Raw genomic sequence first — 23,436 nt, forward strand, 5'->3', positions numbered from 1 at the left:
CCAAACACCGGACAAACTGTGGGAGCCAGCCTGCTGGCGATGGCGTCGTATCAGTCGACATTTAAACTGACTGACACAGCGCAATCGCCAGCAGGCTGGCTCCCACAGTGGTTTTATATCGACCTTGCGACTGGGTCAGGCGAGGTGTTCGTCGGTGGTCGGCACGATCAGGACGCCCGCCCGCAGACGGATCGCTGCTGCAGCGGTCCAAACACCGGACAAACTGTGGGAGCCAGCCTGCTGGCGATGGCGTCGTATCAGTCGACATTTAAACCGACTGACACAGCGCAATCGCCAGCAGGGTAGCTTCCACAGTGGTTTTATATCGACCTTGCGACTGGGTCAGACGAGATGTTCGTCAGTGGTCGGCACGATCAGGATGCCTGCCCGCAGCCCGTTCTTGACCTTGGGATTGGGGAAGATGATTCGTGCGCCCTTCTCTTCGATGATCCAGCGGGTATTGGCCAGATCTTCGGCCAGCACATAACCCACCTCCAGCTCCGAGAAGTTCTCGATGTCTGCCGGCAGGTTCAGGCGGAAGGCATCGCTGTGCTTGATGATCTCGCGCGCCACGCTGAATAGTTGCAAACCATCCAGGCCCTCTTCCACCACCTCCGGCTCGGTGCCTTCGATGATCTGCTTCAGACGGGTTTCCAGCCGCGATACATCAACACCCTCGTTCTGCCCGAACGGCCGCGCCTTGCCCAGTTCCAGAGTGAAAGACTCGGCGCCGAGCTTGTCGTAGGTGTACGAGCTGAACACGATGGACGGTTTGTTCTGCAACAGCACCGCTTCCATGCCAGCGGCGCGCAGACGGGCCAGCTCCCGGCGCGAATGCTGGCGACCTTCCTTCCACGGATACAGGGCGAACTGTTCGATCTTCGAGCCACGGATCGCGGTGTGCAGGTCATAGTGCAGGCGCTGACGATCCGGCAGGTTGAAGAAACTCGCCGCCAGTCGTTCAAGCTCACAGGCACGCAGCGCTTCGAAGCCACTGCTTTGTTCGTGACGGCCGTTGAACAGCCGATTGACGTCCTGCTCGATGAAACGCTCGCCCTTGCGAATCGCTTCCGGATTGCCGAACAGGAACAGAATGCGTGCACGCGGTTTCAAATCACCACGGGCGATGTCGTGCAACAGCCGATCAAGCAGCTCGATCGGCGCTGTTTCATTGCCGTGAATCCCTGCCGACAGCAGCAGATCCAGGCCATTGTCGCGAGCTTCGGGAGGCCGGACTTCCAGCGCCCCCTCGCTCAACCAGCGCATGCGCACGCCTTCGACAGTCAGTTGAGTCTTCTCCGCCGGTTCGCGGCCGGCGAGGGTCAGTTCAAGCAGTTTGCCGAGGGCGAGCATAGAGCGGTTTCCTTAGTGATCGTGGTTGCAATCCGGACCGTGCACGTGGTCTTCGTCGTCACCGACTTCGGCCGGTTCCATTTCCAGTTGCAGGCTTACCAGATTAGTCGCCAGCGGACGCAGCAGCAGGTTGGCGTATTCGGCATCGCCTTCCTCGACGTCTACGCCGATCAGCAACTGGCCACGGCCGTCTTGCTGAATCCACAGCTCTTTGCCTTGCCACATGACCGCAACGCGGGTGCACGTGGTTTGCAGTTGCGTGCCGTCGGTGTCTTCAAGGATCAGCTGCAGGGAATCGCTCATGTTTTTACTCTCTTGGGGAGACAAGCCGCGCGCCGCGTTCAGGCGACGCGCCGGCCATCAATTGATCTGGAATGGATAAACCGCGCCCAGTTTAAGGATTTGCGTCAGTTCATCCAGTGCCGTCCGGCATTCAAGCAGCAATTGCGGGTCCGCCAGATCGGTTTCGCTCAGGCGGTCGCGGTAGTGCTTTTCAACCCATGCGGTCAACGAACCGTACAACGGTGCCGTCATGATAACCCCTGGGTTGACCGCCGCCAGTTCGGTTTCGTTGAGTGCGACGCGAAGTCTCAGGCAAGCCGGGCCACCGCCGTTCTGCATGCTTTGTTTAAGGTCGAAGACCTTCACTTCGCGAATCAGCCCGCCGGAGCTGGTCAAACCTTGCAGGTAGTTCCAGACACGCTCATTGCCACGGCACTCTTCCGGCACGATCAACAGCATCGAGCCGTCAGGACGCGACAGAAGCTGGCTATTGAACAGGTAGGAGCGAACCGCGTCATCCACGGTTACAGCGGAACGCGGAACACACACCGACTGAAAATTCCCACCGACTTTGGCGAGTTTGCCCTGCAACTCGGCCAGCATCTGTTCGGTGTCGAGGAACGCGTCCTCGTGATAGAACAACACTTCGCCATTGCCCACGGCGATCACGTCATTGTGGAACACACCCTGGTCGATCACGCCCGGATTCTGTTGGGCATAGACCACGCCTTCGTCACGCAGACCGTGCAAACGCGCAACGGCTTGCGAAGCCTCGAGAGTCTGGCGCGCCGGGTATTTCTGCGGTGCCGGGTAACGGGTATCAAAGGCACTGCGGCCGAACACGAAAAACTCGACACCGGCCTCGCCGTACTCACGGCAGAAACGTGTGTGGTTGGCCGCGCCTTCGTCGCCGAACTGCGCCACCGCCGGCAATGCGGCGTGATGAGCGAAGTGCTGCTGATTGGCGAACATCGCCCCCAACACGCGACTGGTCGTCGGGTGCTCGATGCTGCGGTGATATTTGCAGTTGAGGTTGGCGGCGGTGAAATGCACGCGACCATCGGCGGTGTCAGCGCTTGGGCTGACCGTGGCGGCGTTGGCCACCCACATGCTCGATGCCGAGCAACTGGCGACCAGCAGCGGCATGGCTTCTTTGGCGGCGCGCTCGATCACTTGAGCGTCGCTGCCACCGAAACCCAGACGGCGCAGAGCGGCCACGTCCGGACGCTCCTGCGGGGCCAGTACGCCTTGCTGAAAGCCCATTTCCATCAGCGCTTTCATTTTCGCCAGACCTTGCAGCGCCGCTTCCTTCGGATTCGAGGATTGCTGGCTGTTGCTCTGGGACGCAACGTTGCCGTAGGACAGACCACCGTAGTTATGGGTCGGCCCCACTAGACCGTCAAAATTGACTTCATAGGATTTCATCAGCGAGGCTCCACGAGAATCTGTTGTTATAGGCTTCAGTAACTAACTGTTCAGTGCGACTGCGGTGCGGCCATCGCTGGCAAGCCAGCTCCCACAGTTTCAGTGGCGTTCACAGATTTTGTGAACGACGCACCCTTGTGGGAGCTGGCTTGCCAGCGATTGGGCGTTACGCCATTTTCACGCCGGGCGTGAGGGTCGCTGGCAACGTCAGGCTCGGGGTTTCCAGCGACGCCACCGGGTACGCGCAGTAATCTGCCGCGTAGTAAGCACTGGCGCGATGGTTGCCCGAAGCACCAACCCCGCCAAACGGCGCGCTGCTTGCAGCACCCGTCAGTTGTTTGTTCCAGTTGACGATACCGGCACGGCTTTCCAGCCAGAATTGCTGATAACGATCTTCGGAGTCCGACAGCAGGCCTGCCGCCAGCCCGTAAGCCGTATCGTTGGCTTCGGCGATGGCCGCTGCGAAATCGGCGTAGCGAATCACTTGCAGCAACGGGCCGAACAGTTCTTCGTCCGGACGCTCGGCGACCGCGGTCACGTCGATAATCCCCGGCGTCAGCAACGCGGCCTGAGCCTGTGGCTGCGTCATTTCCAGCAGCGAAACCCCACCGTTAGCCAGCAGATGTGCCTGGGCATCGATCAGCGCTTTGGCCGCGCCGAGGGAAATCACCGAGCCCATGAACGGCGCTGGTTGCTGGTCGAAGGCACCGACTTCAATCGTCGAGCTGACTTCAACCAGACGCTTGAGCAGGCTGTCGCCCCACGCGCCTTGCGGCACCAACAGACGACGCGCACACGTGCAGCGCTGGCCGGCGGAAATAAATGCCGACTGAATGATCGTGTAAACCGCTGCATCCAGATCCGCGACCTGATCGACCACCAGCGGATTGTTGCCACCCATTTCCAGCGCCAGAATCTTGTCCGGACGCCCGGCGAATTGCTGATGCAGATGGTTGCCTGTGCGACTCGAACCGGTGAAGAACAGACCGTCGATACCCGGATTCGCCGCCAGGGCGATCCCGGTTTCGCGGGCGCCTTGCAGCAGATTGAGCACGCCGGCCGGCAGACCGGCTTCGATCCAGCACTTGACCGTCAGCTCGGCGACTTTCGGGGTCAGTTCGCTTGGTTTGAACAGCACGCTGTTACCGGCCAGCAGCGCCGGAACGATATGACCGTTCGGCAAGTGGCCCGGGAAGTTGTAAGGACCGAATACGGCAACCACACCGTGCGGTTTGTGGCGCAGAACGGCAGTGGCGTCGCCCAGTGGGCCGCTCTTCTCGCCGGTACGCTCGCGGTAGCTCTGTAACGAAATCGCGATCTTGTTGACCATGCTGGTGACTTCGGTCGCGGATTCCCACAACGGCTTGCCGGTTTCCTCACCAATGGTGCGCGCCAGTTCATCGGCATGATTTTTCAGCGACGCGGCGAAAGCTTCGAGCACGCTGATACGCTCTTCCAGCGTGCGACGAGCCCAGTCCGGAAATGCCTGACGGGCAGCCTGCACCGCCGACTCGACCTGAGCGGTGGTGGCGCCCTCCCCCGACCACAGCACTTGCTGGGTCACCGGGTTCAGCGATTGAAAAGCTTCGCCCTGACCGGCCAGCCATTCACCTGCGATGTATAGCGAATTCATTATTTCGACTCCCGTGCAGCGGACAACGCCACGGCGCGCACTTGATCGCCAGCGTTGAGTTGAAGACGTTTGGCGGTCTGTGGATCGACCACCAGCGTGCCAGCGGCCAGACGTGCTGGAGCGGCGGTGATGCGGCAGTCTTCGCGCTTGCGGTTATGGATGATGAACGGCGTGGCGTCGTCGCCCGGCGTGCCGATGGCCAACACCAGCGCTTCGCTGTCACGCACTGCGCGGATCTTGCCGGTCTCGCTCTCGATGGCCGGACCGGCGTCGAAGATGTCGACGTAGCCTTGATAGCTGAAGCCTTCGCCCTTGAGCATCGCCAGCGCCGGCTCGGTGTCCGGATGAACCTGGCCGATCACGCTGCGAGCGTCTTCCGAGAGGAAGCAGGTGTACAGCGGGAATTTCGGCATCAGCTCGGCAATGAACGCCTTGTTGCCGACACCCGTGAGGTAATCCGCCTGGCTGAATTCCATCTTGAAGAAATGTCGGCCCAGACTTTCCCAGAACGGCGAACGACCTGCGTCATCAGAAACACCGCGCATCTCGGCGATGATCTTGTTGCCAAACAGTTCAGGAAACTCGGCGATGAACAACATCCGCGCCTTCGACAACATGCGGCCATTGAGGCCGGTGCGGTAATCGGCGTGCAGGAACAGCGAGCACAACTCGGAATTACCGGTCAGGTCGTTGGCCAGGAACAGCGTCGGAATCTCGCGATAGATGTTCAGTTCTTGCGAAGCGCTGACCGTCAGACCGACACGGAAGTTGTACCAGGGCTCACGCATACCGACCGCGCCGGCGATGGCAGAAATCCCCACCACGCGGCCATCGTCATCTTCAAGCACGAACAGGTAGTCCGCATCGCCACGGCCAGCTTCGCCGCGAAAGGTCTTTTCGGCCCAGCCGACCCGATGGGCCAGGCGCTCTTCGTTGGCCGGCAAGGTAGTGAGGCCGGTGCCAGTGCTGCGGGCCAGGTCGATCAGAGCGGATAAATCGCTGCTGCGTACGGGACGAACAATCATGCTATCTCCTCAAACGGGCCGCTTGCGCCACCCGTGAAACTCGCTAAGGCGTTAAACCGCCACCAGGCGCACACTGGCACCTTCACCGACGCCCAAGGCTTCGGCCGCTTCCAGATCCAGGGTCACCGGTTTGCCCGGCGCGTAATCCAGCTCGAGCAAGACCGCGCGGTAATCCTGCAACTGCGCGTTGGCCACAAGATACTGGCGCCCGGCCCCCTTGACCGGCTCGCCGATCTTCACTGGCACCACGCGGCTCTGGGCAATCGAACGAATCCCCGAAACGCGAGCGTGCAGGGTTGGGCCGCCGTCGAAAATGTCGATGTAATGATCGGTCTCGAAGCCTTCGCGCATCAGGATGTCGAAGGTGATCTGCGCACGCGGATGCACCTGGCCCATCGCCTCTTGGGCGGAATCCGGGAGCAGCGGTACGTAGATCGGGTAATGCGGCATCAGCTCGGCGAGGAACGTACGGCTTTTCAGCCCGCACAGACGCTCGGCGGCAGCGTAGTTGAGGTCGAAGAAGTTGCGACCGATGGCGTCCCAGAATGGCGAATCACCGTTCTCGTCGCTGTAACCGACGATCTCGGTCACCACCGAATCGGCGAAACGCTCAGGATGGCTGGCAACGAACAACAGACGACCACGGGAGTTGAGCTCGGCCCAAGGCGAACCCACCAGTTCACGCTGCACGTAGAAACTGGTCAGCAGACTGTTGCCGGTCAAGTCGTGGCATTGCGAGAGCACGTGGATCTTGTTGTGGATCTTCAGCTCGCGCGAAGCGTGCACGAAGGTCTCGTTGCGAAAGCTGTAGAACGGCTCGGAGTAACCCGCCGAAGCGACAATCGCCGAGCAGCCGACCAGTTTGCCGGTGGTACTGTCTTCAAGAACGAAAAAGTAGCTCTCCTCGCCGTTGAAGCTCACTTCGGCAGAGAACGAGGCTTCGCTCGCGGCGATCTTGTCGCTCAGACGTTCCACGTCATCCGGCAAGGAAGTGACACCAATCGGGCTGTCCGCAGCCAGACGCTGTACCTCGCCCAGATCAGCCATTTGCGCAGGGCGCATCACCAGCATGGTGTCACTCCTTTCTTTTATAAATTCACAGAAGATGAAATTCCCGGGCCGTCCCTGAACCAACTCAGAGTCAACTGTGGGAGCTAGCCTGCTAGCGATGGCGTCCTGACAGACGACAATGATGTTGGCCGTAAGGCCCTCATCGCTAGCAGGCTAGCTCCCACACTTTCTATCCAGCCCGGCATAAAAATTTGGATCGGCGCCTGAGATGCTCAGGTGCCGAAAGGTCTATCAGGCTTGCGTCAACTTGGCGGCAGCGCGTTCGAAACGATCCAGACCGGCATCGATATCGGCGTCTTCAACCACCAGGCTTGGAGCGAAACGAATCACGTCCGGGCCGGCTTGCAGGATCATCAGGCCTTCTTTTTCAGCGGCGTTGAAGATGTCCTTGGCCTTGCCTTTCCAGGCATCGCTCAGCACGCAACCGATCAGCAGACCGAGACCACGTACCTGGGTGAACAGGCCGTACTTCTCGCCGATCTGCTCAAGGCGTGCCTTGAACTTGTCGTGCTTGGTGTTGACGCCGTTCAGCACCTCAGGGGTGTTGATCACATCGATCACTGCTTCGGCCACTGCACACGCCAGCGGGTTGCCGCCGTAAGTGGTGCCGTGGGTGCCGACGACCAGATGTTTGGCCAGCGCTTCGGTGGTCAGCATCGCCGCGATCGGGAAACCGCCGCCCAGGCTCTTGGCGCTGGTCAGGATGTCCGGGGTCACGCCGTAATGCTGGTAGGCGAACAGCTTGCCGCTGCGGCCCATGCCGGTTTGCACTTCGTCGAACACCAGCAGCGCGTTGTTCGCGTCGCACAGTTCGCGGGCACCTTGCAGGTAAGCCAGTTCGGCCGGCAGCACGCCGCCCTCACCCTGGATCGGTTCGAGCACGACCGCACAGGTCTTGTCGGAAACGGCAGCTTTCAGCGCGGCCAGATCGTTAAAAGGAACGTGGGTGATACCGGTGATTTTCGGACCGAAACCGTCGGAATACTTCGACTGGCCACCGACGTTCACGGTGAACAGGGTGCGGCCGTGGAAGCTGTTGAGCGCGGCGATGATTTCGTACTTCTCGCTGCCGAAACGGTCGAACGCGACACGACGGGCCAGCTTGAAAGCGGCCTCGTTGGCTTCGGCGCCAGAGTTACAGAAGAACACGCGTTCGGCGAACGTGGCGTCGATCAGCTTATGTGCCAGGCGCAGGGCCGGCTCATTGGTGAACACGTTGGAAACGTGCCACAGCTTGTTGGCCTGTTCGGTCAAGGCACCGACCAGCGCCGGATGCGCGTGGCCCAATACGTTGACGGCGATCCCGCCGGCGAAGTCGATCAGCTCGCGACCGGCCTGATCCCAGACGCGGGAACCGGCGCCACGCACCGGAATGAAAGCGGCAGGCGCGTAGTTTGGAACCATTACCTGGTCGAAATCGGCGCGTTGTACCGCAGCGTGCTCAACGTACATCGGAGTCTCCTGATGATGGCCACCCGCCTGAAACTGGCGAGCGATGGGGGGATTGTAAGGACAGTTTTCAGCCCGGCCTTGCCGCCAAGCGACAACTTCTTATAGCGCAAACCCCGGTTTTTCCCGGGTTTACGGCAATGCGACATATAGGGTCGCAAAGGCGCAGTTTAAACTGCGCGCCGCCGTTTGCGCAGACTGCCGGGATCTTATCGGAGAGTGTTTTTCGAGGTGCGGTATATATGTACCGCACATCGATGTGATTCACGGGTTTTGCTATGGGTCTTTCCAAGGCAAACGGCCGTCTCCATGACTGACGAAAACACCACCTCCCTCGCGACACTTTCCGACTCGTTGCTGCTGCCCCGGCAGGACCGGCACTATCAGCCTCTGCTCGATGCCATTCCGGCATGGCTGGTTCAAGCATCAACACAAAAACGCCAGGCGCTGACACAGGCCGATCCGTTGCTGGTCGCCAGCCTCAGGCGAGCTTCGCACAGTCAGCATGAAAAGCTGCGCACACTCAATGCCTCACACTGGACCGCACAAAACCGCACAGACCAACGCCTTGCACATCTGCAGAACGCAAAAACCTTCGCCACCCCACTGTTGCATGCGGAAATCGAGAAACGCTTTGGCCTGAACCTGGATGTCGAGCAGGTTTTTTTGCGTCTCTATCTACCCGAACGCATGCCGTGGCTGCGACTCAAGTCGGGCGCGGCGCGGATATGGACCGTCTCATTGCTCGACGCCGTCCTGCACAACTTCGAAAGCAATGAAACCGAAGACGACGCCTTCGATCCCGCCTCCACCTATATCAGTCCGCCTTCAACCGAGGGGCGGTTCAGCAACCTGCCCGACATCCACAAGCAAATGCCAATTGCCGCGTTCACCCGACTCTGTCGCGAACTGGATATCGGCAAGCGTTACATGGAATACCTGGAAGACAATCTTGGTATCAGCAACCCGCTGGTCGCCGCCATTTTGCAGCCCGACGTCTGCGCCAGCGAAAAAACCGCACTGGTAGCAGCCCTGCAAATGGCGCATATGCAAAACAGACTGGACGGCGAAATCCATCGCCTGATTCTTGGCCTGCTCGATGGCTTGCAATATCTGCGCGTGAAACGCCAGGCCTGGCATTGTCACGCGTTGACGATCATGAACGCCCCTCTGACCGGCATCCTGCTCTTTGCACCCCTTCTGGAAAGCGCAACGGTGGTGTCACGGGTCGTCGCTTATATACCCGATGACCCCGAACATCCGATCAAGGAGTACCCCAGCGCGGGGGCTTTCGCTGAAGAACTGACGCTGCGACTGCGCGATTCTGACTACCAGATTTTTTTCAGCAGGTTCATCGACCATGAAGATCGTGGGCATTTCTTCGGCCAATTGAATGCGCGTCTGGCCCCGATCACCTGGCAGCCGGTTCTGCTCGGCGACTCGTTGCCGACCTGGCGCGAGAAATCGGCAAAGCGGCCTCTTCTGCAAATTGCCGGGATGCCAATCAAAGGCGACCTGTGGGCTTATCTCTACCGACGCAAACTCGACAAGATCCTCAACGATGCACGCGTCATTGCGGTTTCGACTGCGACGGTCGACAGCAAGGCTCGCTGGGCACTGTGGGATTCTTTCACCGAGATAGCCTCGACGCTGCTCAATATCGTGGCATTTGTGGCGTTGCCATTCGTGCCATTTCTCGGCGAACTGATGCTGGCCTATACCGCCTACCAATTACTCGACGAAACCTTCGAAAGCATCGTCGACTGGACCGAAGGCTTGCCCCGCGAAGCGTTCGAACATCTCATGGGCGCCGTAGAATCCGTTGTGCAATTGGGTACCTTTGCAGCAGGGGGCGCAATCGCTGCCGGCGAGTTTCGTACGCTGCTGCCCACCGGAATTACCGAGTTCATCGATCGGTTCGTTCCGACCAATCTGTCAGCCGGGAAGTCGCGCTACTGGAAACCCGACCTGCGCCCTTACGAATTGCCGGGTGACCTGCCCAAAGACGCACGATCCGACACGTTGGGCCTGCATACCCGACAAGGCAAAACCCTGCTGGCGCTCGAAGACAAACTCTACGCAGTGAGCCAGGACCCACAGACCAGCCAATATCGCATCGACCATCCCGCCCGACCCGATGCCTACAAACCCGCACTCAAACACAACAAGGCCGGTGCCTGGCAAACCGCCCTCGACCAGCCATTGAGCTGGGATCGCGCGACAGTGCTGCGCCGCTGCGGCCCGCAAATGCAACGCCTCTCCCCGGCCCTGCAAGAACGATTACTCAATATCAGCGGTTGCCAGGAAAACATCCTGCGCCAGATGCATGTCGAACTCGGACAAGTGCCACCGCTGCTGGCGGACACACTTCAGCGATGGCAGATCGACCATGACATTCAAACCTTCATCGAACAAATCGGCAGCGCTCACGCCGAGGATTACCTGCTGGCCGATCCCGCAACCCAACTGCAATTGCTGCATGAGAACGGCTATTGGCCAGCCGACAAAGGCATCCAACTGATTGACCGTCAGGGCAGAACAATCTGGCGCAACCCCGCGCAGGATGTCACGCCTGTGCAAATCGAAATTTCCAGGCTGGAAAATGGCGACCTGCTCAAGACCTCCCTGCAACGCCTGTCGGAATCGGAAACGCGGACGCTGCTGGACGAAAAACCCCATACCCCTGCTCCATCTCCCGAGGCTCGTGCATCTACCTTGCGCGGCATAGTTGCCGAGCTTGCACAACGCAAACGGCAAAGCCTGTTCGAGGATCGATACCGAAAACTGCAAGGCGGCGCTGGCTCACTGACTCAGACATTGATGGATGCCGAACCCGGCCTGCCAAAGGAGCTGGCGCAATCGATACTCGAAACCTCAACAGACGCCGAGCGCCAGCAACTGCAGCGTGGAACCGTTTCCAGCCGACTTGTCGATTTGAGCCAGCAGACTGGCCTGCAAGTGCGGGCGACACGAGCACTCGAAGGACTGGAGTTGCAGGCCACACAAAACAACCTCGACACCGATCGACTGGTACTCCACTCACTGCCTCAACTGCCGGGATGGTCGCAACCGTTGCGCCTGGAAGTTAGGCACTACACGCATACCGGGCAGCTCATCGACAGTATCGGCCCGCAGGACGCGATGATCCGCAAAGTGCTGGTGCTGACCGAGCAAGGCGATTACCAGCCCTTCGATGATCTCGGTGAACAACTCAGTGCGCCCGACTCGCTATTTTCCAGCCTGTTGCAGGCTTTGCCGGACGCCGAACGCACGGCATTGAACATCCACATCGGTGAAGCTGAAAAGCTCAAACAGCTGACTCGTGATCACGTCTTGAGCCGCGAAAATCTGCTGACACTGCTCGCGCAAAACCAGAACCTCAAACCGGCTTACGATCCGGCCGTCATGCGACTGCTGGGCGGGACAACCGGCTTTCGGCGTTTGCCGGTCAACACTCCAACCTTGCAGACCCACGCCCACTGGTTGCTGCCGCATTTACTGCCGGAAGAGCTGGAAGCATTTGTCGAACGATTGCAGCGCCATCCCAACGGGCCGAGGGCGGAATTGAACAGGCTGATTGTCGAGCGTGGCCGGCTCGACGATATTCTGAACCCTTGGATCGATGCCATTCCCCTGCTTCACCCCGAAACCGGCACCCGGTTCACAGCAGAACAACAGGCCATCCAGCGACATCGCCGGAGGCAGATGCGGGTCGATATCCTCGACTGCTGGAAACAGCAGGTGTCGATTCCAGCCGACGGCGATCTGATGATCGATCTGCGCTTGTCCCAACCGATACTGGGTGAGCTACCGCAACTGGAAGTGGACTTCAGCCATGTCGACTTCCTGACAATGGAAGGCGTCAACAGCACGCGCGGCCTGCACGGATTCCTCAACTGCTTTTCCGGCCTGCGTCGCCTGGCATTACGCAACTTCCGCCTGGGGCGCCTGCCGGAGGCGATCAACCGCTCGCCGCACCTGCGCGAGCTGATTCTTGCCGATTGCGGCGTCACCCTTACACCCGAGAGCCTGGCCAACCTTGCGGCGCAAACGCAGCTCAGAACACTGGACCTCTACAAGAACCCGCTCGGACTCACACCCAATGTCGAAAAGATGTCGAACCTGCAATACATAGACGTGTCGGAAACCGCAATTGCCGATCTGCCGACAGGTCTGCTTAGTCGCCCTCACTTACGTACCGCATTGCTCAATGACAACCGAATTCCGTCGTTGCCCGATGCTCTTTTCGAATTGCCCAGCCGCGTTCCGGAGGGTTTCGATCTGGGAGGGAATCCGATCGGTGCCGCGGACCGTGAACGTATCAAACGCCACTTTGGCGAAACCCGTCAGGACTTCGGCGTTCTGGCTGAACCAGCCGACCTGAATCGTGTGCAAGCGCTGTACACCCAAATGGATCAAGAACAGGCCAGCGAGTTGTTTTACCTGCTCCCCGGGACACTGGCCGAAGGCAGGGTCGAACTCGCACGGCTCGAGACCGAGTTCAACGGCTTGCGCGACAACCTTGCGATCTGGACTGCCGACCTCCCCGCCATTCACCCAATCAGCGGCGAGCCGTTCACAATTGAACAAGTGCTGAACGAACAGGGGGCACGCGATGAATTCAAGTCTCTGCTGGAGCAGTGCTGGCGTCGTGTAAGCGAACAGGATGACTTCGATCCGGAAAGCCGCCCAACCCATGAACTGAACCTGTCAGTTGTCATCACCGGCGAACTGCCTGTACTGAATGCAGACTTCAGTCATGTCTCACACCTCTACATGAGAGGCATTCCAGGGCGCACCGTCGGAATCCCGAGATTTCTCGAGGCATTCACCGAGCTGCAAAGCGTGACGATTCACCAGCACCAGCTCGGACAGATACCCGCAGCGATATTCCGGATGGCAGATCTGACCTATCTATCGCTGTCGGAATGCCACATCACCCTCAGTCGCCAGACTGTTCTGGAGCTCGCACAACTGGAACGTCTGGATAACCTGGATCTAAGCGATAACCCACTTGATCAGACCCCGGACGTCAGTCAGATGACTGGTCTGTCGACACTGCTGCTGGATAACACCGGCATCAGCACGCTGCCACAAGGCCTGTTGAAACTCGAACAATTGGAATTGGTGGCACTGAATGACAACGCGATCACCGAAATCCCCAACGATATTCTGGAGCTGAGCGTGGACGCTGCGGAAAAAATCAGCCTCAGGAATAATCCGTTTTCAGCGGTCAGCGTTGAGCGACTGCTCGCCTATTTCAAAAAGACCCACATAGACTTTGGCGTGCAGGACGTCATTGATCAGGCAGAGATGGAGGTGTCCACGTCAGGAGAATCCGACGTAGACGAATGATCGCCGGGCTCGCTTGCGGACGCGTCAACCGCGTTCCGCAGGCACCGACGACAACTCGAACGGGCTGCTGCTGCGTCGCTGGTTGCGATCTTCCCGTGGCGTGGCGCCGAAGAAGTTGCGGTAGGCGCTGGAGAAGTGCGGCCCCGAGGAGAAGCCACACGACAAACCGATCTGGATGATCGACTTGCTGGTTTGCATCAACATCTGCCGGGCCTTGTTCAGGCGCAGTTCCAGGTAGTACTGGCTCGGCACGCGGTTGAGGTATTGCTTGAAGATCCGCTCCAGTTGCCGACGCGATACGCAGACATGCTGGGCGATTTCGTCGGTGGTCAGTGGCTCTTCGATGTTCGCTTCCATCAGCAACACCGCCTGGGTGAGCTTTGGATGGCTGGAGCCGAGACGGTTCTGCAATGGAATTCGTTGACGCTCGCCGCCTTCACGGATGCGTTCGACCACCAGTTCTTCGGAGACCGCACCGGCCAATTCTGCACCGTGATCACGGGCCAACACTGCCAGCAACAAGTCGAGTACCGACATGCCGCCGCACGCGGTCAGACGATCACGATCCCAGTCGAACAGATGGCTGGTAGCGATGACTTTCGGGAAGCGCTCGGCGAAATCGTCCTGCCAGCGCCAGTGCACCGCTGCACGGTAACCGTCGAGCAAACCGAGTTGCGCCAACGGATACACACCGGCCGACAGACCGCCGATTACACAACCGGCACGCACCAATTGCTTGAGGGTACTGCTGAGTGCCGGCGCCAAAGTGGTCGGCGGCTCATCGGCGAGCAAAAACAGCTTCTGGAAGTTTTCCAGCTTGCCGGCCCAGGGTTCGCCAGGCAATTGCCAGGCACCTTCGGTCGGCGGTTCGGCCTGCAAGAACGACAACTCGTAGACCACGTCCGGATGCACACGCTGAGCAACACGCAAGGCTTCCTCCGCCAGCGCCAGCGTCAACGCTTTAGTGCTGGGCCAAATCAGGAAACCAATTCGATGGGCAGTCATGGGCGGGCAATCCGAAAGCGAAAAACAGTGATGAAGGCATGGGCCAATGCTAGCCCGTAAATGAACACAAATCTTGAAACCAATACCGATCACATGTGGGAGCTAGCCTGCTAGCGATGGCTGCATATCTGTACCAGACATGCAATCTGGTTCACCGCTATCGCTGGCAGGCCAGCTCCCACAGGGGATTTTGGTCAGCCTCTAGGTCGCGAAGCATGACCTAATTTGGTGCATAACGGCAGCGATTACTTAAGGCTGCCCGAGAGGAACTGCTGCAGACGTTCAGATTGCGGATTGACCAGCACTTCACGCGGGTTGCCGCTTTCTTCAACCACACCTTTGTGCAGGAACACCAACTGGTTCGACACTTCACGGGCGAAGCCCATTTCGTGGGTTACCACAACCATGGTGCGGCCTTCCTGAGCGAGGGCCTGCATGACTTTCAGCACGTCGCCCACCAGCTCCGGGTCAAGCGCCGAGGTCGGTTCGTCGAACAGCATCACTTCCGGCTCCATCGCCAGCGCCCGGGCAATCGCCACACGCTGCTGTTCGCCACCGGACATATGCCCAGGGAATGCATCTTTACGATGAGCCACGCCAACCTTGTTCAGGTAGTGCTCGGCCTTCTCGCGGGCTTCAGCCTTGGACACGCCCAAGACGTGAACCGGCGCTTCCATGATGTTTTCCAGTGCGGTCATGTGTGACCACAGGTTGAAATGCTGGAACACCATCGACAGGCGCGAACGCATGCGTTGCAGCTGCTTGGGATCAGCGGCTTTCAGCGCGCCCTCCTTGTTTGCCACCAGCTTCAACTCTTCGTTGTTGAGCAGAATCTTGCCCGCGTGCGGCTGCTCCAGCAGGTTGATGCAACGCAGGAAAGTACTTTTGCCGGAGCCACTGGAGCCGATGATGCTGATCACATCGCCGGCTGCCGCTTTCAGGGACACACCCTTGAGCACTTCGTGACTGCCATAGCGTTTATGCAGGTCTTGGACTTCAAGTTTGTACATGCGGTCGGTTCTCACAAAAACAGTCAGTCAGTCGTTGAGCAAGCGCCCGTGACGCAGCGCTTCGCGCCCCGCCACCTTGGCCAGCCAGAAACCGGGTTGGGCATATCGCAGCCGTTCAATGGCAAACAGCACCCCGGACGTACCAGCACACACCGTGCTGACCCGATCGGACACAGGATCAATCACTTCAAAAATCTCGTCACCGGCTTCAACCCACTCGCCGGGTTTACGCAAAAAGCTCACCACACCCGGGTGCGGTGCCAACAGCAATTCAGTGCCTTCGAACGGCATGCCTTCGCACGGTTCATGCGCCGCGTTCGGCCACTCACCGGTGATCAGGCCCTGCTCGGCGAGGAACGCCAGAATGCCTTCGGCGTAAGCCTCGGCTTCGGCGCGACCGGTATCCGCCTGGCCACCGAGTTCGATGGTGGTCGCCAGACAGGCCAGTGGAATCTGCGCATCCGGGAACTGGCGCGACAGACGCAACCACGGCAACGAGCACGCTTCATCGAAGGAGCTGCCGCCGGAATCTTCCGCCAGCAAACCAACCTTCACATTCAGATGCGCAGCCAGCGAACGCCATTGCGGCCAGTGCTGCGGCAACGCGTACATGTGCAGCGCGGCCTCGGCATCGCAATGCAGATCGAGCACCACATCGGCGGTGCAGGCATGGCTGAGCAACACACGCTGCATGCCTTGCAACTGGCTGCTCGCCTCGGGCAATGCCGCGAGATGATCGGCCATCGCCTGACGGATCAGGCGAATGTTGGCGTGCGGATCGTCGCCGAGACTGTCAGCCAATGCCGCCGCAACCGGCGCGCTCAGCTCGACGAAATCGCGGTTGAAATTCTTGCCGCTGCCGGCGTCGAACCGGCCCTGGTGGTTGCCTTGCAGCAACTGGCCAAGACCCAATGGGTTGGCCACTGGCACCAGTTCAATCACACCGTTGAGCAGACCTTTGGCTTCGAGTTCGCCGAGGCGCTTTTTCAGCTCCCAGGCGGTGCGCATGCCCGGCAGTTCATCGGCGTGCAGACTGGCCTGAATGTAGGCCTTGCGCTCACCGTTTCCGAAGCGGAAAACCGAAATCTTGCGCTCGCTGCCCAGGTGGCTCCATGGCAAAACGTGGTCAATGCGTTCCATATCAGTGCTTCCGCGGGGCCAGGTAGCTCAACCAGCGACGCTCGGCCAGCTTGAACAGCTTCACCAGAATGAAGGTCAGGCACAGGTAGAACACGCCAGCGGTGATGTACGCCTCGAACGGCAGATAGAACTGCGCGTTGACCGTACGGGCTGCGCCAGTGATATCGATCAGGGTCACGATGGACGCCAGACTGGTGGTCTGCAGCATCATGATCACTTCATTGCTGTACTGCGGCAGCGCCCGGCGCAGGGCCGATGGCAGCAGGATGCGCTGGTACAGCTTGAAGCGCGACATGCCCATGGCCTTGGCCGCTTCGATCTCACCGTTCGGCGTAGCCTTCAGGCTGCCAGCGATGATTTCAGCGGTGTAGGCGCTGGTGTTGATCGCAAAAGCGAAACACGCACAGAACGTGGCGCTCGACAGCCATGGCCAGAAGATACTCTCGCGCACTGCTTCGAACTGAGCCAGACCGTAATAGATCAGGAACAGCTGAACCAGCATCGGCGTGCCGCGAATCACGTAGGTGTAGAGCCACGCTGCGCCGTTGACAACCGGGTTCTTCGAGACGCGCATCAAGCCCAGCGGCAGCGCACCCAGCAGACCGAAAAACAGCGACAGCGCGAGCAGTTTGAGGGTGGTCAACAAGCCGCCGAGGTACAGCGGCATGGCCTCCCAAATGACGTTGTAGTCGAAGATCATAGATCAGCCGCCCTTACGCCTACCGAGTAGCGCTTCTCAAGTTGACGCAGAATCAGCAACGAAACACTGGTGATCACCAGGTACATCGCCGCCACTGCGAGGAAGAAGGTGAAAGGCTCGCGGGTGGCATCAGCCGCCTGCTTGGCCTTGAACATCATGTCTTGCAGACCGACCACGGAAATCAGCGCGGTAGCCTTGGTCAAAACCAGCCAGTTGTTGGTGAAGCCAGGAATCGCCAGGCGAATCATCTGCGGCACCATCACCCGGAAGAACACCTGAAAACTGCTCATGCCGTACGCCATGCCCGCTTCGGCCTGACCTTTGGGAATCGCCATGAACGCGCCACGGAAAGTCTCCGACAGATACGCACCGAAGATGAAACCGAGGGTGCCGATACCGGCGGCCAGCGGGTTCAGGTCGATGTAGTCGTCATAGCCGAGCAACGGCGCCACGCGGTTGAGCAAGTCCTGACCGCCGTAGAAGATCAGCAGGATCAGCACCAGATCGGGAATCCCGCGGATTACCGTGGAGTACAGATCGCCCAGCCATGCCAGCCAGCGTACCGGCGACAGGCGCAATGCAACCCCGATCAGCCCGAGAACGATGGCCAGGGCCATGGAAGACAAGGCGAGCTGAAGCGTCAGCCATGCGCCATCGAGGATGACAGCCCCGTAGCCTTTCAACATGATTCAGGTCCTCGAAAGTTGGGATGAAAAAATGGCGCAAACCTCAGAGATCCTGTTGCTTGCGCCATTTCGGACTTGTCGCAGAAACGTATTACTTGCCGTAGATATCGAAGGCGAAGTACTTGTCCTGGATTGCCTTGTATTTGCCGTTTTCGCGAATCGCCGCGATAGCGGTGTTGATCTTGTCTTTCAGGGCGTCGCCCTTGCGCACTGCGATGCCTACGCCGTCACCGAAGTATTTGACGTCGGTGAAGGCCGGACCGGCGAACGCGAAGCCTTTGCCGGCGTCGGTGTTGAGAAAACCGTCTTGCAGCAGGGTAGCGTCAGCCACGGTGCCGTCGAGGCGGCCAGCAGCCACGTCGAGGTAGATTTCGTTCTGCGAACCGTAAGGCTTGATCTCGGCACCCAGCGGGGCCAGGACTTCGCGAGCGAAACGCTCGTGGATCGAACCACGTTGCACACCGATGTTCTTGCCTTTGAGCTCGCTCAGGTTCTCGCTGACCTGAGTACCCGCCTTCATGACCAGACGTGCCGGGGTGTTGTAGTACTTGTTGGTGAAGTCCACGGACTTCTTGCGATCTTCAGTGATCGACATGGACGACAGGATCGCGTCGATCTTGCGCACTTTCAGTGCCGGGATCAGACCGTCGAATTCTTGCTCGACCCACACACACTTGACCTGCATCTGCTCGCACAGAGCGTTGCCGATGTCGTAGTCGAAACCAACGATGCTGCCGTCCGGTGCTTTGGAAGCAAACGGAGGGTAAGCCGCTTCGATACCGATCTTCAGAGGCTTTTCATCAGCGAAGGATGGCAGGGACAGCACGGACAGTGCCAGGGCGCCAAGCAGCACAAGTTTCTTCATCTTGAGACTCCATCGGTAAAGGGCAAAAACGGCAGAGTGAGCAACAGCCCAATATGCGAATGGTTGAATCTGGAAAGCGGTGCTGCGTCAGCAGGAAATTTCCTATTGAAACCGGTGAGGATTTCAACATCCACCACGACGAGCGAGTGATCGGCATTCTAACGACAGGCCCGAGGCCGATATTTCTTCAATGCGACAACTAATTACAGATGCACCGAGAAACCCGACCGAGCACATTGACAGCCCCGCAATTTCATGCAAGAGCAAAAGACGATGAACCGATCTATGCTGCAAATTGCGGGCCTATTATTCGCAAACCCTTCTAATCCGGCAAGCGCGGGGTTATGTCTTATTTTTCAGAGGGTGCTTTGAGGCCCTGAAACGGGGCTTTGCGTTTCCCAACGCCCCGTCGCGGGGCGCGCGGTTACACATTTGGTAACTTGAACGCGGGCGGGTAACAGTGGGAAATGTCTTACGGCACAGGTCGATAATTATTGGCTGGGTGGTTTTGTTATCAGGCAGTGGACTACATCAGTGCCTGACAGACCGCTATCGCTGGCAAGCCAGCTCCCACAGGGAATCAGGTCGGCGCCGCCATCTCAGACAACCAACAAAACCTGTGGGAGCTGGCTTGCCAGCGATGAGGCCTATCCAGCCAACTCAACATCCACAGACACAAAAAAGCCCCGCCCGGCATACACCGGACGGGGCTTTCACTCACTCAGACCTGCCGCTTACGCGACATTCATTGTCTTGTGCGTATCGATCAAATGCTGCACCACACCCGGATCAGCCAGGGTGGAGATATCACCCAACCCGTCATATTCAGCGGTAGCAATCTTGCGCAGAATCCGCCGCATGATCTTGCCCGAACGAGTCTTCGGCAGCCCCGGCGCCCACTGGATCACATCCGGCGAAGCAATCGGACCGATCTCCTTGCGCACCCAGTTTTTCAGTTCCAGACGCAATTGCTCGGTCGGCTCCTCGCCATTCTTCAGAGTGACGTAGACATAAATGCCCTGCCCCTTGATGTCGTGCGGCACACCGACCACCGCCGCTTCGGCGACTTTCGGGTGAGCAACCACCGCGCTTTCGATCTCGGCCGTACCCATGCGGTGACCGGACACGTTGAGCACGTCATCGACGCGCCCGGTGATCCAGTAATAACCATCGGCATCACGACGGGCACCGTCACCAGTGAAATACATGCCACGGAAAGTCTTGAAGTAAGTGTCGACGAAACGGTCGTGATCGCCGTACAGCGTCCGCGCCTGACCTGGCCACGAATCGAGAATCACCAGATTGCCTTCGGCCTCGCCCTCGATGATGTTGCCGAGGTTATCGACCAGCGCCGGCACCACACCGAAGAACGGACGCGCCGCCGAACCCGGTTTCAGCGCGTGGGCGCCCGGCAGCGGGCTCATCATGTTGCCGCCCGTCTCGGTCTGCCACCAGGTATCGACAATCGGGCAACGCGACTTGCCGACATTCTTGTAATACCAGTCCCACGCTTCCGGGTTGATCGGCTCGCCCACCGAACCGAGCAGACGCAGGCTGCTGCCATCCGCGCCTTCAACTGCGGCCTGACCCGAAGCCATCATGGCGCGGATCGCGGTCGGCGCGGTGTAGAGGATGTTGACCTTGTGCTTGTCGACGATCTTCGCCACCCGAGTGATGTCCGGATAGTTCGGCACGCCTTCGAACAGCAGCGTGGTCGCGCCGTTGGCCAGCGGGCCGTAGACGATGTAAGAGTGGCCAGTGACCCAGCCGACGTCGGCGGTGCACCAGTAAACTTCGCCCGGACGATAGTCGAACACGCGCTCGTGAGTCATCGCCGCATAAAGCAGATAGCCGCCAGTGGTGTGCTGCACGCCCTTAGGCTTGCCGGTCGAACCCGAGGTGTAAAGGATGAACAGCGCTTCTTCGGCGCCCATCTCTTTCGGCGCGCAAACGGTGCCGGCCACTTTCATCAGGTCTTCGTACCAGATGTCGCGATGCTGGTTCCACTTGATGTCGCCACCAGTGCGCTTGCAGACGATGACTTTCTGGATGCTGCTGGTTTCCGGGTTGGTCAGCGCGTCGTCGACGTTGGCCTTGAGCGAGATCTTCTTGCCGGCACGAATACCTTCGTCGGCAGTGATCACCACTTTGGATTTGCAGTCGATGATGCGGCCGGCCAGAGCTTCCGGCGAGAAACCGCCGAACACTACCGAGTGAATCGCGCCGATCCGGGTACACGCCAGCATGGCGACCACGGCTTCGGGAATCATCGGCATATAGATAGTCACTACGTCGCCGCGATGCACATCCTGACCACGCAGGGCGTTGGCCAGTTTGCAGACTTGCTCGTGCAGTTCGCGGTAGGTGATGTTGCGGCTTTCGGAAGGATCGTCACCTTCCCAGATGATTGCCACTTGATCGCCGCGCTCGGCCAGATGACGGTCGAGGCAGTTGTAGGAAACGTTCAGAGTGCCATCGGCGAACCATTTGATGTCGACATGGTGATCGTCGAAAGAAGTCTGTTTCACCGTGGTGAAAGGCTTGATCCAGTCGAGACGCTGGGCTTGCTCGCGCCAGAAACCGTCAGGGTTGACGACCGACTGCTGGTACATGGCTTTGTAGGTCGCCTCGTCAGTCAGCGTATTGGCCAGAACCTCGGGACGAACGGGATACAGAGAAGCCGCACTCATCTTTCTTACCTCGGTGAAATAGTTGTTTTTGTATGACCCCGTTGTAGCCGGGCCGGACCCATAGAACCATTCGACGATGGTAGTAACAAGCCCAATGCAACCACACTCTCCCTGTAGGAGCTGCGGAACGCTGCGATCTTTTGATCTCGCTTTTTAAAACAAAAGTCAAAAGATCGCAGCGTTCCGCAGCTCCTACACGGTTTGTGGGTGGTTTGGCGGGATTGTTACCAAATCTGTGAAAAGTGTTTATCAAAACCCGGTCTGTTTACCGACACCCCACCTCCCTAGAATCCGCCTCGCCGACAAGGCAAACCGATTAACAACGTTGCAGCCCCCACGAAGGCCGTTAATCAAACACCCAATGATGAAGTTCCACACGCAACCCCAAAAAGGTTGCGTGACCCCACTCGACCTCAAAAAGGTAAATTTGAAATGAAAGCTTTATTAGTTCTGGCCCTCAGCAGTCTGTGCGCAACCGCCATGGCAGACGAGGTCCCGACTGATGTCGCGCAGCAACAACCGGCTATCGAGGAATACACTTACTCCACCCATCTGGACATCGCCAAAGTTGTCTCCATGAGCGAAGTTCCGAATGTCTGCGAAGTTGTCCCGATGAAAATGGAATACGACGACTCCACCGGCCAGCGCCACATCCTGCGCTACAGCGTGATGGGCAACGGCTGCACCAATTGATGATTCGAGACTGCACCGAATTGGACCTCTCAGCGCATCATTGAGGGTCGATTCCAGCCCGGCTTCGGCCGGGCTCAGTTGTGTCTGTAGTCCTTCAAAAGGGTTGCAAACCACAAGATATAGTGAAAAATGCGGTTTTTTGCTCATTTCTTGAACAACCAAAGCCGTGCGAAAAAATTAATGAAAAAAAATTCTCAGGGGCCAATCCCGGCGAAAGCCCTGTAAACCCTCGCTCCGACAGAAATACCCCTCCCGCTCGACCGCCCTGCGCCAATTCGACCTCCCCCACACACGCATTTTTTTCCCTATAATGCGGCCCTAATCGGGTCAGCAATATTCCCTTACAGGGATCAATAGCCAGTCTGAAGCCCCGCAGCAGCGTCCAACGCTGATTGCGCCCGTCAGAGGCTCTCGGAACCCCGTACAAAATTCTGTTTTATTGCCTGCGTTTAGCTGCTGCAAAAAACGATTCCTTTAGATCCAACGCGGTCTGTATGGCCGTGTGAAAAACCAAAAATCAGGTTTCACACGGGCGACAGGCCCTCACGCAGGAGACGACACGTCATGCTGAGCTGGGACGAATTCGACAAAGAAGACAGTGAAGTAGCAGCAGTGAAAGGCGCCAACGCCGGCCACGCTACTGAAGCCAACATGGACCGCCTGGACAACGCCGGCGGCGCCGCAGCGCTGGAAGCCCGCGCCGTCACCGCATCTGACTCGGCCGCCGTGGCCCGTGCCAAGGCTGCACTGAACACTCTCGACGTCGCCGAAGGCCTCGCCGAACTCGAAGGCGCCTCCGCCCGTGTCGCCGTTGACGAAAAGCGCATGATCAACTGCCGCGCCGACCTCAACCAACTCGTGCCATTCAAGTACGACTGGGCCTGGCAGAAGTATCTGGACGGTTGCGCAAACCACTGGATGCCGCAAGAAGTCAACATGACCGCCGACATCGCCCTCTGGAAAGACCCGGAAGGCCAGACCGACGACGAGCGCCGCATCGTCATGCGCAACCACGGCTTCTTCTCCACCGCCGACTCCCAGGTTGCCAACAACC

At 58.9% G+C, this 23,436-nt stretch carries 18 protein-coding genes; 4 read left to right on the forward strand and 14 right to left on the reverse strand.

The genetic code is table 11. The annotated features are described in order from the left end of the window. On the forward strand, nt 1-306 hold a 306-nt coding region (locus tag ACIOZM_RS27480), incomplete at its 5' end, for a hypothetical protein (RefSeq protein WP_401219770.1). A gap of 36 nt (nt 307-342) precedes the next feature. On the opposite strand, the gene astE is transcribed toward ACIOZM_RS27480, so the two are convergent. The 7 genes from astE to ACIOZM_RS27515 form a co-directional block, all read right to left on the reverse strand. Then, complete coding sequence (gene astE / locus ACIOZM_RS27485; protein WP_401219773.1) at nt 343-1,353, reverse strand: succinylglutamate desuccinylase; 1,011 nt, start codon at nt 1,351-1,353, stop codon at nt 343-345. A 12-nt stretch (nt 1,354-1,365) separates the two neighbouring features. After that, on the reverse strand, nt 1,366-1,656 hold the full coding sequence (locus ACIOZM_RS27490; protein WP_401219775.1) for a topoisomerase II: 291 nt from the start codon (nt 1,654-1,656) through the stop codon (nt 1,366-1,368). Between the two features lie 57 nt (nt 1,657-1,713). Then, nucleotides 1,714-3,060, reverse strand: a complete 1,347-nt coding sequence (gene astB / locus ACIOZM_RS27495) for an N-succinylarginine dihydrolase (RefSeq protein ID WP_401219778.1) — start codon at nt 3,058-3,060, stop codon at nt 1,714-1,716. 166 nt (nt 3,061-3,226) lie between these two features. After that, entirely contained in the window at nt 3,227-4,696 is a 1,470-nt protein-coding gene (gene astD, locus ACIOZM_RS27500; RefSeq protein ID WP_401219807.1) for a succinylglutamate-semialdehyde dehydrogenase, read from the reverse strand. Then, nucleotides 4,693-5,718 carry an arginine N-succinyltransferase gene (gene astA / locus ACIOZM_RS27505; RefSeq protein WP_401219781.1) on the reverse strand — a complete coding sequence of 342 codons (1,026 nt, stop codon included), beginning with the start codon at nt 5,716-5,718 and terminating at the stop codon, nt 4,693-4,695. Before astA ends, astD begins: the two co-directional genes overlap by 4 nt. Nucleotides 5,719-5,769: 51 nt before the next feature. Further along, nucleotides 5,770-6,789, reverse strand: coding sequence for an arginine/ornithine succinyltransferase subunit alpha (gene aruF / locus ACIOZM_RS27510; protein WP_401219782.1), 1,020 nt, complete (start codon nt 6,787-6,789; stop codon nt 5,770-5,772). A 231-nt stretch (nt 6,790-7,020) separates the two neighbouring features. Further along, entirely contained in the window at nt 7,021-8,241 is a 1,221-nt protein-coding gene (locus ACIOZM_RS27515; protein ID WP_401219784.1) for an aspartate aminotransferase family protein, read from the reverse strand. A gap of 306 nt (nt 8,242-8,547) precedes the next feature. Here ACIOZM_RS27515 and ACIOZM_RS27520 point away from each other — a divergent pair, with 306 nt between their 5' ends. Further along, on the forward strand, nt 8,548-13,593 hold the full coding sequence (locus ACIOZM_RS27520; RefSeq protein ID WP_401219787.1) for a dermonecrotic toxin domain-containing protein: 5,046 nt from the start codon (nt 8,548-8,550) through the stop codon (nt 13,591-13,593). 24 nt (nt 13,594-13,617) lie between these two features. On the opposite strand, the gene argR is transcribed toward ACIOZM_RS27520, so the two are convergent. The 7 genes from argR to acs all read right to left on the reverse strand — a co-directional run bounded on the left by argR (nt 13,618) and on the right by acs (nt 21,689). Next, nucleotides 13,618-14,598 (reverse strand): transcriptional regulator ArgR, encoded by a 981-nt coding sequence (gene argR / locus ACIOZM_RS27525; RefSeq protein WP_401219790.1) that lies wholly within the window; start codon nt 14,596-14,598, stop codon nt 13,618-13,620. A gap of 245 nt (nt 14,599-14,843) precedes the next feature. Next, nucleotides 14,844-15,608 (reverse strand): ABC transporter ATP-binding protein, encoded by a 765-nt coding sequence (locus ACIOZM_RS27530; protein WP_401219792.1) that lies wholly within the window; start codon nt 15,606-15,608, stop codon nt 14,844-14,846. Nucleotides 15,609-15,635: 27 nt separating this feature from the next. After that, nucleotides 15,636-16,748, reverse strand: a complete 1,113-nt coding sequence (locus tag ACIOZM_RS27535) for a M14 family metallopeptidase (RefSeq protein ID WP_401219795.1) — start codon at nt 16,746-16,748, stop codon at nt 15,636-15,638. 1 nt (nt 16,749) lies between these two features. Continuing rightward, nucleotides 16,750-17,448, reverse strand: coding sequence for an ABC transporter permease (locus ACIOZM_RS27540; RefSeq protein ID WP_401219797.1), 699 nt, complete (start codon nt 17,446-17,448; stop codon nt 16,750-16,752). Then, nucleotides 17,445-18,134, reverse strand: coding sequence for an ABC transporter permease (locus tag ACIOZM_RS27545; protein ID WP_103304062.1), 690 nt, complete (start codon nt 18,132-18,134; stop codon nt 17,445-17,447). The genes ACIOZM_RS27540 and ACIOZM_RS27545 overlap by 4 nt, the downstream gene beginning before the upstream one ends. A gap of 91 nt (nt 18,135-18,225) precedes the next feature. Then, nucleotides 18,226-18,999 (reverse strand): ABC transporter substrate-binding protein, encoded by a 774-nt coding sequence (locus tag ACIOZM_RS27550; protein WP_401219799.1) that lies wholly within the window; start codon nt 18,997-18,999, stop codon nt 18,226-18,228. Nucleotides 19,000-19,733: 734 nt separating this feature from the next. Next, nucleotides 19,734-21,689, reverse strand: a complete 1,956-nt coding sequence (gene acs, locus ACIOZM_RS27555; RefSeq protein ID WP_401219802.1) for an acetate--CoA ligase — start codon at nt 21,687-21,689, stop codon at nt 19,734-19,736. Nucleotides 21,690-22,121: 432 nt separating this feature from the next. Between acs and ACIOZM_RS27560 the strand changes: the two genes are divergently transcribed. Both ACIOZM_RS27560 and ACIOZM_RS27565 read left to right on the forward strand, forming a co-directional pair. Then, complete coding sequence (locus tag ACIOZM_RS27560) at nt 22,122-22,382, forward strand: DUF2790 domain-containing protein (RefSeq protein ID WP_085709715.1); 261 nt, start codon at nt 22,122-22,124, stop codon at nt 22,380-22,382. A 564-nt stretch (nt 22,383-22,946) separates the two neighbouring features. Then, nucleotides 22,947-23,436 (forward strand): ribonucleotide-diphosphate reductase subunit beta (locus tag ACIOZM_RS27565; RefSeq protein ID WP_401219805.1); only part of this gene is annotated, 490 nt, incomplete at its 3' end.

Origin of the sequence: Pseudomonas sp. NPDC087346 (assembly GCF_044744235.1) — a bacterium.
Classification (GTDB): Bacteria; Pseudomonadota; Gammaproteobacteria; order Pseudomonadales; family Pseudomonadaceae; genus Aquipseudomonas.